The sequence below is a fragment of the Hamadaea tsunoensis DSM 44101 genome (assembly GCF_000428945.1).
GTDB lineage: Bacteria > Actinomycetota > Actinomycetes > Mycobacteriales > Micromonosporaceae > Hamadaea > Hamadaea tsunoensis.
The window spans coordinates 112,209-123,667 of sequence record NZ_AUAX01000006.1; the positions used below are offsets into that span (position 1 = coordinate 112,209).

The 11,459-nt window shown below is 68.3% G+C and carries 10 protein-coding genes and 2 tRNA genes; 2 read left to right on the top strand and 10 right to left on the bottom strand.

Annotated elements, in window-relative coordinates; genetic code table 11:
* Nucleotides 1-9: 9 nt before the first annotated feature.
* Nucleotides 10-402, top strand: coding sequence for a tyrosine-type recombinase/integrase (locus G401_RS58295; protein ID WP_027342836.1), 393 nt, complete (start codon nt 10-12; stop codon nt 400-402).
* Here the strand turns inward: G401_RS58295 and G401_RS0112910 are convergent.
* The 6 genes from G401_RS0112910 to gyrB form a co-directional block, all read right to left on the bottom strand.
* Nucleotides 376-448 (bottom strand) — tRNA-Ala (locus G401_RS0112910). The two genes, G401_RS58295 and G401_RS0112910, sit on opposite strands and share 27 nt — an antisense overlap.
* A 57-nt stretch (nt 449-505) precedes the next feature.
* A complete protein-coding gene (locus G401_RS57065; RefSeq protein WP_211240729.1) occupies nt 506-634 on the bottom strand; it encodes a DLW-39 family protein in 129 nt (42 codons plus the stop codon).
* Between the two features lie 53 nt (nt 635-687).
* A tRNA-Ile gene (locus G401_RS0112920) sits at nt 688-761 on the bottom strand.
* A gap of 163 nt (nt 762-924) precedes the next feature.
* Entirely contained in the window at nt 925-1,737 is an 813-nt protein-coding gene (locus G401_RS0112925) for a DUF3566 domain-containing protein (RefSeq protein WP_027342837.1), read from the bottom strand.
* 3 nt (nt 1,738-1,740) lie between these two features.
* Nucleotides 1,741-4,254, bottom strand: coding sequence for a DNA gyrase subunit A (gyrA, locus tag G401_RS0112930; protein WP_027342838.1), 2,514 nt, complete (start codon nt 4,252-4,254; stop codon nt 1,741-1,743).
* A gap of 90 nt (nt 4,255-4,344) precedes the next feature.
* Nucleotides 4,345-6,282 (bottom strand): DNA topoisomerase (ATP-hydrolyzing) subunit B, encoded by a 1,938-nt coding sequence (gyrB, locus tag G401_RS0112935; protein ID WP_027342839.1) that lies wholly within the window; start codon nt 6,280-6,282, stop codon nt 4,345-4,347.
* Between the two features lie 400 nt (nt 6,283-6,682).
* Here gyrB and G401_RS0112940 point away from each other — a divergent pair, with 400 nt between their 5' ends.
* Complete coding sequence (locus tag G401_RS0112940; RefSeq protein ID WP_027342840.1) at nt 6,683-7,237, top strand: polysaccharide deacetylase family protein; 555 nt, start codon at nt 6,683-6,685, stop codon at nt 7,235-7,237.
* A gap of 15 nt (nt 7,238-7,252) precedes the next feature.
* Here G401_RS0112940 and G401_RS0112945 read toward each other — a convergent pair whose 3' ends face one another.
* The 4 genes from G401_RS0112945 to dnaN all read right to left on the bottom strand — a co-directional run bounded on the left by G401_RS0112945 (nt 7,253) and on the right by dnaN (nt 10,999).
* Nucleotides 7,253-7,855, bottom strand: coding sequence for a DUF721 domain-containing protein (locus tag G401_RS0112945; protein ID WP_027342841.1), 603 nt, complete (start codon nt 7,853-7,855; stop codon nt 7,253-7,255).
* Nucleotides 7,788-8,894 (bottom strand): DNA replication/repair protein RecF, encoded by a 1,107-nt coding sequence (gene recF, locus G401_RS0112950; protein ID WP_027342842.1) that lies wholly within the window; start codon nt 8,892-8,894, stop codon nt 7,788-7,790. The genes G401_RS0112945 and recF overlap by 68 nt, the downstream gene beginning before the upstream one ends.
* A gap of 12 nt (nt 8,895-8,906) precedes the next feature.
* A complete protein-coding gene (gene gnd / locus G401_RS0112955) occupies nt 8,907-9,779 on the bottom strand; it encodes a phosphogluconate dehydrogenase (NAD(+)-dependent, decarboxylating) (RefSeq protein WP_027342843.1) in 873 nt (290 codons plus the stop codon).
* A gap of 86 nt (nt 9,780-9,865) precedes the next feature.
* Nucleotides 9,866-10,999 carry a DNA polymerase III subunit beta gene (gene dnaN / locus G401_RS0112960; RefSeq protein WP_027342844.1) on the bottom strand — a complete coding sequence of 378 codons (1,134 nt, stop codon included), beginning with the start codon at nt 10,997-10,999 and terminating at the stop codon, nt 9,866-9,868.
* Nucleotides 11,000-11,459: the final 460 nt, after the last annotated feature.

The window sequence follows — 11,459 nt, forward strand, 5'->3', positions numbered from 1 at the left end:
CTCACCAGCATGTTGCGCACTGGCCGGACGCTGAGGGGCACCGAGTGGTCGGCGGAGTTCCGCACCGAGCGGGAAGCAGTCACGCTCATCGCCCAGAAGGCGGCGGGCGGCCTGCGCTTCCACGATCTCCGGCACTCGTACGCCACGTGGCTCGTGCTCGATGGTCTGCCCGTCAACGTCGTGCAGCGGATCATGGGGCATGAGAAGGCGACCACGACGCTCAACCTCTACACGCACGCTCCGACTGACTACGACCGGCGCGTGCGGGAGACGTTCGGGCCTGCCGCCGAGGAAATGCCGAGTTTTGATCAATCCGATGGAAGGTCGTCAACTAACAAGATCGCTGACGATGCCTCCGACCAGGACGGAGAGGAGTGGAGCCTAGGAGAATCGAACTCCTAACCCCCGCCTTGCAAAGGCGGTGCTCTGCCAATTGAGCTAAGGCCCCGACGCTGTGACCATTTCTACCACAGCGGTGCGGTACGCGGCCGGGGCCGCGATCCGCCTAGCGGAGGTCAGGCGCCGTCGTGGCCTCGTGCCAGAGGGCGCGCTCGTCGTTGGCGTCCTTGACCTTCTTGGCGATGAACACCGCGGCGCCGACGACCGTTGCGACGATCAGAAGCTTCTTCCACATGATGTGGCCACCTCAAGCGCTCTGCGAGACTCGCTCGTCTGATGGGGTGAGAGTGGGGCTAGCTGGAATCGAACCAGCGACCTCAGAGTTATCAGCTCTGCGCTCTAACCGACTGAGCTATAGCCCCTCAGCGACAACGAACCTTACCGCACCCGGTCTGCCCTTCCCAAATCGGTATGCCGCTCGCCACGCCGACGAATCTCGGGCGAGGCCTACCGGCAGGGCGGCACCTGCGAAAACACTTCGGGCGCCGGTCACACCGACCGGCGCCCGAAGCGGGAGAACGTGCGTCAGTCGCGCTCGGCGAGCGTGACCTCGATGCCGCCGACCAGGTCCGCGCAGACGTTGTAGATGAACGCCCCAAGGGTCGCCAGCGCCGTGAAGAGCAGGACGTTGACCGCGCCGATGAGGGCGGACGTCCCGATCACCCCACCAGCAGTGATCTTGAATGCGCTCGCGGACTGCGTACCGCCGCTGGAGTTGACCAGATCGCCGAGGCTGCTGTTGATCGAGTCGAAGACGCCCATCGCGTTCAACGCCAGGTACAGCACCGACGTCGCCACGATCACGACGAGGAACAGCACCAGCGAGACGGCGAAGGAGAACTTCATCGCCGACCACGGGTCGATCCGCTTGATCGCCAGACGTGCCCGGCGGGGACCCCGCGAAGCCGCCGCGCTGACGTTCGACCGCGCCGTACGAACGGCCTCGGTCACCCGGGCGGCGCCGAGCTGGCCGGCCGCCTGAACGGACTTCAGCGGCGTACGCCCGACGGAGACGGATCCCTTCGCCGGCGCGGCGGCCGCGGAGGGTCGCTCGGCCGGCGGGGTCATGCCCGGCGGTCTCGTGAACGTGGACGTATTGCTCATCGCGTCGGCCTTCGCCGGCTCCGCGGCCGGAGCCGGGGTCGGGGCCTTGACTTCGTCGCGCGCCTCAGCGGGGGCGTCGGCGTTGGCGTCTCCGTTCGAGGCGGGGCTGTCCGCGGGGACTGTAGCGCGACCGACGGCCGAACGATTGGCAGACGCAGTGCTCTCCGCGTCGCCATCTTCGACCGGATTCGCCGAGGCCCCCGCGGCTCCCGACATCGCTTGTGTCTCCGTCATGCACTAGTCCTGTTCGTCCGGTTCGTCGGCATTGCGAGCAATAGCGACGATACTTACGCCCTCTGGCAGGTCCATGAGCTTCACACCCATTGTGTTCCGATCGCGCGTCCGCCGTACAGGCTTCACCGGAGTTCGGATAACTCCACCGTTGCTCGTAATGGCGAAGAGTTCGTCTTCCGGGCTGATAACGACCGCACCGACCAGACCGCCACGGCGTTCCGTGATCTTAGCGGTGAGAACTCCCTTGCCGCCGCGGCCCTGTACAGGATATTCGTCGATCGGCGTTCGTTTGGCGAACCCGCCGCCTGTGGCCACGAGAACGTCCACATTCATGCCGTCCCGGACGACTTCCATGGCCAGAAGCTCGTCACCTTCGGTGAACCGCATGCCGATGACGCCCGAGGTGGCCCGGCCCATCGGGCGCAGCGCCTCGTCCGTCGCGTTGAACCGGATCGCCTGCGCGTGCTTGCTGACGAGCAGCAGATCGTCCTCGGCCGCCAGCAGGGCCGCGCCGACCAGTTCGTCGTCGTCCTTCAGGTTGATCGCGATGATGCCGCCCGACCGGTTCGAGTCGAACTCCGCCAGTGACGTCTTCTTGACGAGCCCGTCGCGCGTGGCCAGCACCAGGTACGGCGCGACCCCGTAGTTCGCGATCTCGATGACCTGGGCGATCTGCTCGTCCGGCTGGAACGCGAGCAGGTTCGCCACGTGCTGGCCCTTCGCGACCCGGCTCGCCTCCGGCAACTCGTACGCCTTCGCGCGGTAGACCCGGCCCTTGTTGGTGAAGAACAGGATCCAGTCGTGCGTCGAGCAGACGAAGAAGTGGCTGACGATGTCGTCCTGCCGCAGACTCGCGCCGGAGACGCCCTTTCCGCCACGTTTCTGGGAGCGATAGAGGTCCGCCTTCGTACGCTTGGCGTACCCGGTCCGGGTGATGGTGACGACGACGTCCTCGCGGGCGATGAGGTCTTCCATGGAGACTTCACCGTCGAACGGGACGATCTTCGTACGCCGCTCGTCACCCCACTTGTTGGTGATCTCGGTGAGCTCCTCGGAGATGATCTGCCGCTGCCGCTCCGGCTTGGCCAGGATGTCCTTGAGGTCGGCGATCTCGATCTCGATCTTCGCCAGCTCGTCGATGATCTTCTGGCGCTCCAGGGCGGCCAGGCGGCGCAGCTGCATGTCGAGGATCGCGGTCGCCTGGATCTCGTCGATGTCCAGCAGCGCGATGAGGCCGTTGCGGGCCTCCTCGACCGTGGGCGACCGGCGGATGAGGGCGATGACCTCGTCCAGCATGTCGAGCGCCTTGACCAGACCGCGCAGGATGTGCGCGCGCTCCTCGGCCTTGCGCAGCCGGAACGCCGTCCGGCGCTGGATCACCAGGATCTGGTGCGCCACGTAGTGCCGCAGGAACTGGGCGAGGTTGAGCGTCCGCGGTACGCCGTCGACCAGCGCCAGCATGTTGGCGCCGAACGTCTCCTGCAGCTGCGTGTGCTTGTAGAGGTTGTTCAGCACGACCTTGGCGACCGCGTCCCGCTTGAGGACGAGGATGAGCCGCAGGCCCGTACGCCCGGAGGACTCGTCGCGGATGTCGGCGATGCCGGCGAGCTTGCCCTCCTTGATCAGTTCGGCGATGCGCTCGGCGAGGTTGTCCGGGTTGACCTGGTACGGCAGCTCGGTGACGACCAGGCACGGCCGGCCGCGCTTGTCCTCCTCGACGTCGACGACGGCGCGCATCCGGATGGACCCGCGACCGGTCCGGTACGCCTCCTCGATCGGCGTGAGGCCGACGATGAGTCCGTAGGTCGGGAAGTCCGGGCCCTTGACGATGTCGATCAGCGCGTCGAGCGTGGTCGGCTCGTCGGCCTCCGGGTTGGCCAGGCACCACTGGACGGCGGCGGAGATCTCCCGCAGGTTGTGCGGCGGGATCTTGGTGGCCATGCCGACCGCGATGCCTTCGGAGCCGTTCACCAGCAGGTTCGGGAAGCGCGCCGGCAGGATCGTCGGCTCGGTGGTCCGGTTGTCGTAGTTCGGGATCATGTCGACGGTGTCCTCGTCGATGTCCCGGAGCAGCTCCATGGCCAGCGGGTAGAGGCGCGCCTCGGTGTAACGCATGGCCGCCGCGGGGTCGTTGCCCGGCGAACCGAAGTTGCCGTTGCCGTCGATCAGCGGGTAGCGCAGCGACCACGGCTGGCCCATGCGGACCAGGGTGTCGTAGATGGCCGAGTCGCCGTGCGGGTGGAACTGGCCCATCACGTCACCGACGACACGGGAGCACTTCACGTAGCCGCGGTCGGGCCGGTAGCCCGAGTCGTACATCGCGTACAGGATCTTGCGGTGTACGGGCTTGAGGCCGTCACGGACGTCGGGCAGCGCTCGGCTCGTGATGACGCTCATCGCGTAGTCGAGGAAGGAGCGCTGCATCTCGACCTCGAGCCCGACGGGCTCGACGCGGCCGCGAGCGTCGGTGATCTCTTCGGCGCCCTCGGCGCCCTCTTCGAACGGAGTCTCAGTCACTTCTGCGATGTCCTTGAGAAATAGTCAGACCAGCGAGTCGGTGGGAAGACCTGACCGTGCCGGGCCTTCCGGCCCGGCACGGTGTGTGGACTAGATGTCCAGGAACCGCACGTCCTTGGCGTTGCGCTGGATGAACGAGCGGCGCGACTCCACGTCCTCGCCCATCAGGACGCTGAAAAGCTCGTCCGCGGTGGCCGCGTCGTCCAAAGTCACATGGCGCAGCGTCCGGGTCGACGGATCCATGGTGGTCTCCCACAGCTCCGGGTAGTTCATCTCGCCGAGACCCTTGAACCGCTGGATGTCGTCCGGCTTGGCGTTGGCGCGCTTCTCCTGGCGCAGGGCGATGAGCCCGTCCCGCTCCCGGTCGGAGTACGCGTACTGCGCGTCGTCGCCCTTCTTGTTCCACTTGATCTTGTACAGCGGCGGGGCCGCCAGGTAGACGTGGCCCAGCTCGACCAGCGGCCGCATGAAGCGGAACAGCAGGGTCAGCAGCAGCGTCTGGATGTGCTGGCCGTCGACGTCGGCGTCGGCCATCAGGATGATCTTGTGGTACCGCAGCTTCTCGATGTCGAAGTCGTCGTGGATGCCGGTGCCCAGCGCCGTGATCAGCGCCTGGACCTCGTTGTTCTTCAGCACCCGGTCGATACGGGCCTTCTCGACATTGAGGATCTTGCCGCGGATCGGCAGGATCGCCTGGATCCGGGGGTCGCGCCCCTGCTTGGCCGAGCCGCCGGCCGAGTCGCCCTCGACGATGAACAGCTCGCACTGCCGCGGGTCGGTGGACTGGCAGTCGGCCAGCTTGCCGGGCATCGAACCGGACTCCAGCAGCGACTTGCGCCGGGCCAGCTTGCGTGCCTGCGCGGCGGCGATCCGGGCCCGGGCGGCCTGCGAGGCCTTGGTGATGATGACCTTCGCCTCGGCCGGGTTGCGCTCCAGCCAGTCGGCCAGCCACTCGTTGCAGACCTTCTGCACGAAGCTCTTCACCTCGGTGTTGCCGAGCTTCGTCTTGGTCTGCCCCTCGAACTGCGGGTTCGCGACCTTCACCGAGATGATCGCGGCCAGGCCCTCGCGGATGTCCTCGCCGGAGAGCTTCTCGTCGCCCTTGAGGATCTTCTTGTCGGCGCCGTACTTGTTGACCACGGTCGTCAGCGCGGCCCGGAAGCCTTCCTCGTGCGTACCGCCCTCGTGGGTGTTGATCGTGTTGGCGAAGGTGTACACCGACTCGCCGTACGACTCGTTCCACTGCATCGCGACCTCGAGCGCGTGCCCCTCACCCTCGGCGCCGAACTCGACCACCGTCTTGTGGATCGGGGTCTTGGTCGCGTTGAGGTGGCGGACGAAGTCGCTGATGCCGCCCTTGTAGAGGAAGGTGACCTCGCGGGCCTCCTCGTCCGCCTTGCGCTCGTCGCGCAGGTGGATCGTGAGACCCCGGTTGAGGAACGCCATCTCCTGGAGGCGCCGGTAGATCGTCTCGAAGACGAACTCGGTCGTCTCGAAGATCGCCGGGTCCGGCCAGAACGTGAACGCCGACCCGGTACGCGTCGTCGCCTCCCCCTGCACCAGCGGGCTCGGCTTGGAGTTGTTGTACTCCTGCCGCCACACGTAGCCGTTCTTGTGCACCTCGACGCTCATCCGCACGGACAGCGCGTTGACGACGGCCGCGCCGACGCCGTGCAGACCGCCGGAGACCGCGTACGCCTTGCCGTCGAACTTGCCGCCGGCGTGCAGCACGGTCAGCGCGACCTCGACGCCGGGCTTCTTCAGCTTGGGGTGCAGGTCGACCGGGATGCCTCGGCCGTTGTCGGTGACGCGCACGCCGCCGTCGGCGAGCAACACCACGTCGATCGTGTCGCAGTAGCCGGCCAGCGCCTCGTCCACCGCGTTGTCGACGATCTCCCAGACCAGGTGGTGAAGGCCCCGCTCACCGGTCGAGCCGATGTACATGCCGGGCCGCTTGCGCACCGCTTCGAGGCCTTCGAGAACGGTGAGTGATCCGGCGTTGTAGTCCTGCTTGTTCGACTCGGCCACGCTCGTCCTTCCGTCAGTGCTTGCCAGTCTTCGCCGGCGGGGTTCTCCGGGACGCTCCGTCCCGACCGGGGGGCCACACCGCGCATCACCCCGGCGGAGCCGTCGTCGGCGAGAACGCTCCACCGCCTCGGCAATCTTACTGGGTACCCCCGACACTTCGCTTGCGCGGCACCCCGGTACGGCGACTGAATGCCCACGCGCGGGTATCTGACAGCCTCGTAGCGGGCCGAACACGCCCGTCCGCAACTCCCCCCACGCGCCCCCGGTCCTGACCGAGACCACCGCCGTGCCCACGTGCCCGCGGCGTCGGCCACCCAAACGGAAGCCTCCAGCGGGATAGCGGAGTGTCGGCCCCATGTCGTAGGTTGCCACCGCGACACCGAGACTGGAGGGACAGAAGATGGGGCTGGACAACGTCGCCGTGCAGTGGCCGGCGACCGGCCGGTTCTATGATCCGGTCGCACCGGCGGAGTTCGTCGACTTCGCCGAGATCGCCGACACCCCGTCGACGGCGGCACCCACCGCCGCGCTCGCCGGACACATCGCGCGCACCGGTTCGGTGCGGGGGACGGCGTACACGGAACTCGTCGATCTGCTGCTCGGCCTCACCGGTGTGCTTTACGCCACTGAGGCCTCGGCCGAGGACGAAGACCCGGTGATCGACCCCGACACCTGCGCGTGGATCGCGGGCGGTCTGGAGAAGTTCGTCACGGGACATGCCGACTTCGGCCCCACCGTCACCTTCGAGACGGTCGCCGACGTCCTGCGCAAGGCCCTCGCCGACGGCCGCCTGGCCGAGCAGCAGCTCAAGTGGCTGGAAGGCCGGCTCGACTCGCTGCGCGACGAGGACGGCGGGGCGCCCCAGTGGAGCTTCCCGCTGTCCGAGCTCGCCGTCCTGGCCAGCTTCTACCGCCGCTGCGCCGACCGCGGGTTCGCCGTCTACGCCGAATTCTGAGGTTCCGGCCCCGGCTCAGCCATAGGTGTCGCCGGGGCCGGAACCGCGTACCCGGCGGGGGCCGCGGTTCCATGACGGTGCCGCGGGGCCGTGGATGCGTACGCGCACGACGACGTTGTGACCGACCTCGGCCGCGATCCGCCGGATGATCTCCGCCGCGATCGCCCGCAGCTGCGTCGCCCACGCCGTCGACTCCGCCTCGACCGTGAGCTCCTTCTCCTCCAGCTTCACCGGCCGGCAGTGGCCCGCGATGTCCGGTCCCACGACCTTCTCCCAGGCGCCGAAAACCGTGGCCTCGGCCGCGGGCTTCGCCCAGTTCCGCTGCTGGATCAGCTTGGCCAGCACGTCCCCGAAGAGCGCCGGGTCACGCGGGTCGGGCCCCGGGCCGCTGTAACCGCGCGGTCGTCCCCCGCTCTTCTTCTCCGCCGTACGCCGAGTCTCGACCCGTTTCGCACGAGCCGCGTCGAGTACGGCCCGGGCGAGTTCGGGACCTTTCTTGTCACCGCTCTTGTCTTGACCTGCTTTGCCGGTGTTCTCTGCGGCGGGTTGCTCACTGCTCACGGACGACCTCCCCGGGCCGGACGGTGTATCGGATGCCGGAGAGCCTGGTAGGAACATCAGCCTCGACAGCGCAGGTGATGAGGACCTGGGCGGCGTCGGCGATCAGCGTCGCCAGCCGCTCCCGCCGACCGGTGTCCAGTTCGGCGAACACGTCGTCGAGGACCAGCACGGGTTCGATGCCGTCGGCCCGCAGCAACTCGTACGCGGCCAGCCGCAGCGCGAGGGCGAACGACCACGATTCGCCGTGGCTCGCGTACCCCTTGACGGGTAGTGGTCCGAGGGTGAGGGCGAGTTCGTCCCGGTGCGGGCCGACCAGCGTGACGCCGCGCTCGACCTCCTGAGGCCGGGAGGCGCGCAATGCGGCGAGCACGGCGTCGGCGGTGGGCTCGGGGACCGTCGCCTGGTACGCGATGGCGGCCGCCCCCTCCCCCGCGGACACCGCGTCGTACGCCTTGGACAGGTGCGGGGCGAGCGCATCGACGAGGGCGAGCCGGGCGGCGAGCAGGACGGCGCCGTGCTCGGCGAGGTGCTGGTCCCAGACTTCGAGAGTGGACAGATCACCGGCGGTCTTCGTCACGCGCTTGGTGAGATACGACGACCGCAGCAGAGCGTTCCGCTGCTTCAGTACGCGTTCGTAGTCCGACCGCACGGCGGCGAACCGCGGCTGCCGGAGGACGAGGAGATCGTCGAGGTACCGTCGGCGTTCGGCGGGGTCGCCCCGGACCAGGGAGAGGTCCTCGGGTGCGAACAGCACCAAGCGGAGCGCACCGAGAATGTCGCGGGCCCGGCGTACGGGCGCACGGCCCAGGCGGGCCCGATTGGCGCGGCCGGGCACGATCTCCAGCTCGACCAGCAGTTCCCGCGACTCGTGCACGATCGCGCAGCGGATCACCGCACTGCCGGCACCGGCCCGCACGAGCGGGGCGTCCGTGGCGACCCGGTGGCTGCCGAGCGTGGCCACGTAGCCGAGCGCCTCGATGAGATTCGTCTTGCCGACGCCGTTCGGGCCGACGAGGACGTTCGGTCCCGGCTGGAGGTCGACGCCCACGCGCGCGTACGAGCGGACGTCGACGAGTTCCAGCCGGCGGACGTACATCGACTTCTTCGTCTACTTCTTGGTCACGGCGTGGCCGCCGAACTGGTTGCGCAGCGCGGCGATCGCCTTCATCGCCGGCGAGTCGTCCTGGCGGGACGCGAACCGGGCGAACAGCGACGCGGCGATCACATGCATCGGCACCGCGAGGCGGATCGCCTCCTCGACCGTCCACCGGCCCTCGCCGGTGTCCTCGGCGTAGCCCTTGAGCTGGTCGAGGTGCGGATCGGCGGTGAGCGCGTTGTCCATCAGATCGAGCAGCCAGGACTGGACGACCGAGCCCTTGCGCCAGGACCGGAAAACCTCGGGCACGTTCGTGACGAACTCGGACTTCTCCAGCAGCTCGAAGCCCTCCGCGTACGCGTGCATCAGCCCGTACTCGATGCCGTTGTGCACCATCTTGGCGTAGTGGCCGGCGCCGACCGGACCGGCGTGCACGAAGCCGAACTCGCCCTCGGGCTTGAGCGCCTCGAAGATCGGCATGAGCTTCTGTACGTCCTCTTCGGAGCCGCCGACCATGAGGGCGTAGCCGTTCTGCTTGCCCCACACGCCGCCGGAGACGCCGACATCGAGGTAGCCGATGTCGTTCTTGGCGAGGCGCTCGGCCCGCGGGCCGTCGTCGGTGAACCGCGAGTTGCCGCCGTCGATCACGACGTCGCCCGGGCTCAGCAGAGTACCGAGCTGGTCCACGATCGCCTCGGTGACGCCGGCCGGCACCATCGACCAGATCGCTCGCGGCGCCTGCAACTTGGCGACCAGGTCCTCCAGGCTCGACGCGTCGGAGAGATCCGGGTTGGTGTCGAAGCCGATGACCTCATGCCCGGCGGCCCGCAGCCGCTCGCGCATGTTGCCGCCCATCTTGCCGAGGCCGATGAGTCCGAGTTGCATGCTCACTCCCAGTCGAGAAGTCGCTGGTGCCGCCGGAGGCGGGCACGACGGTCTTCGGCGTGCCCGGTGCGGCCTTCACCGTCAGGCTAACGCCCCACCCTGATCGGCATGATCAGATAGCGGTAACCCGGCACGGCCTCGCCGTCGTCGCCGCACGGCATCAGCACGGCCGGCTTGAACGAGTCCGTGAAGCCGAACAGGGCCGTCGCCGAGCCGAGCGCGCCCAGCCCGTCAATGAGGTACTGCGGGTTGAACGCGATGGTCAGCGCGTCACCGGTGAAGGCTGCCTCGAGCGCCTCGCTCGCGCGCGCCTCCTCGGTGCCGCCGGCCTCGACCACGAGGCCGTCCTCGCCGAACGTCAGCCGGATCGGGGTGGCCTTCTCGGCGACGAGCGACACGCGCTTGACGACCTCGACGAGCGCACTCACCGGTACGCGCGCCTCGGCGTTGAACGACGCCGGGAACAGCGACCGCACCGGCGGGTAGGACTGGCCGTCGAGCAGCCGGCTCGTGGTGCGCCGGGGACCGCCGGCGAAACCGATCATGCCTTCGCCGGCGCCGGCCGTGGCGAGCGCGATGGTGACCTCGCCACCGAGCGGGCCCATCGTCTTCGCGGTGTCGGCGAGCGTCCGCGCCGGAACGAGCGCGGTGGTGTCGACGTCCTCGTCCGCCGGGGACCACGTGATCTCCCGGACGGCCAGCCGGTACCGGTCGGTCGCGAGCAGCGCCAGGGTCGAGCCGTTCAACTCCAGGCGTACGCCGGTCATCATCGGCAGCGTCTCGTCGCGGCCGGCGGCGATCGCGACCTGCGCGACGGCCGAGGCGAAGGTCGCGGCGTCGACGGTGCCGGCGCTCTGCGGCAGGTCCGGCAGGGTCGGGTAGTCCTCGACGGGCATCGTCGGCAGGGTGAACCGCGCGCTGCCGCAGACCAGTTCGAGGTGGGAACCGACGGCGGCGATCTCGACCGGCTTGGCCGGGAGAGCCTTGGTGATCTCGGCGAGCAGGCGGCCGGAGACCAGCGCGGCGCCGTCGGCGTCCGCCTGCACCTCGACGTCGACCTGGCTGGACACCTCGTAGTCGAAACCGGAGACGTGCAGGCGGCCGTCGGCCACGCGCAGCATCACGCCGGCGAGCACCGGCACGGACGGCCGGCTGGGCAGACTCTTCGCGGTCCAGGCGACCGCGTCGGCGAGCGCGTCGCGCTCCACACGGAACTTCATGCCAGGCCCTCCTCAGGAGGTGTTTCGGCGTCGGCGGACGGGGGGAACTTCTTCTGGACTATCGACCCTAGCGCCGAGGTGTGACGGCCTGCGCCCGGGCGGTTCGTTCATCGGCGGCCCGACGCAACGGACCCTTGCGAGTTTCGCCTTGGCCACGATAGGGCCTCCGGTGCTTCGGCGCCCGAGGGGGTGCGGCCCGGCGGCAGCTTGATCATCCACACCGCGAAGATTTGTTTTTTCTCTTCTTAGAGAGATAACCCGTCGTAATAGTAGGGCCTGTGGAAACTGGGGATAACTAACGTTTTCCCAGCTCACGGCCACTTAATCGCCGTGGATAGACGGTGGATGAAGCGGTGGATAACTCGGCCGTTCATCCACAGGCCGTTCGTTGTGCACATTGTGTCCGCGGCTACCCACAAGCTATCCACAGGATATCCACCGGGTTTTCCCCCACCTGTGG

Excerpts from the sequence above, each read along its gene's own strand:
- G401_RS58295 (WP_027342836.1), top strand. The coding sequence starts at position 10 with ATGTTGCGCACTGGCCGGACGCTGAGGGGCACCGAGTGGTCGGCGGAG.
- G401_RS57065 (WP_211240729.1), bottom strand. The coding sequence starts at position 634 with ATGTGGAAGAAGCTTCTGATCGTCGCAACGGTCGTCGGCGCCGCGGTG.
- G401_RS0112925 (WP_027342837.1), bottom strand. The coding sequence starts at position 1,737 with ATGACGGAGACACAAGCGATGTCGGGAGCCGCGGGGGCCTCGGCGAAT.
- G401_RS0112940 (WP_027342840.1), top strand. The coding sequence starts at position 6,683 with ATGGGGCTGGACAACGTCGCCGTGCAGTGGCCGGCGACCGGCCGGTTC.
- G401_RS0112945 (WP_027342841.1), bottom strand. The coding sequence starts at position 7,855 with ATGTTCCTACCAGGCTCTCCGGCATCCGATACACCGTCCGGCCCGGGG.
- recF (WP_027342842.1), bottom strand. The coding sequence starts at position 8,894 with ATGTACGTCCGCCGGCTGGAACTCGTCGACGTCCGCTCGTACGCGCGC.
- gnd (WP_027342843.1), bottom strand. The coding sequence starts at position 9,779 with ATGCAACTCGGACTCATCGGCCTCGGCAAGATGGGCGGCAACATGCGC.
- dnaN (WP_027342844.1), bottom strand. The coding sequence starts at position 10,999 with ATGAAGTTCCGTGTGGAGCGCGACGCGCTCGCCGACGCGGTCGCCTGG.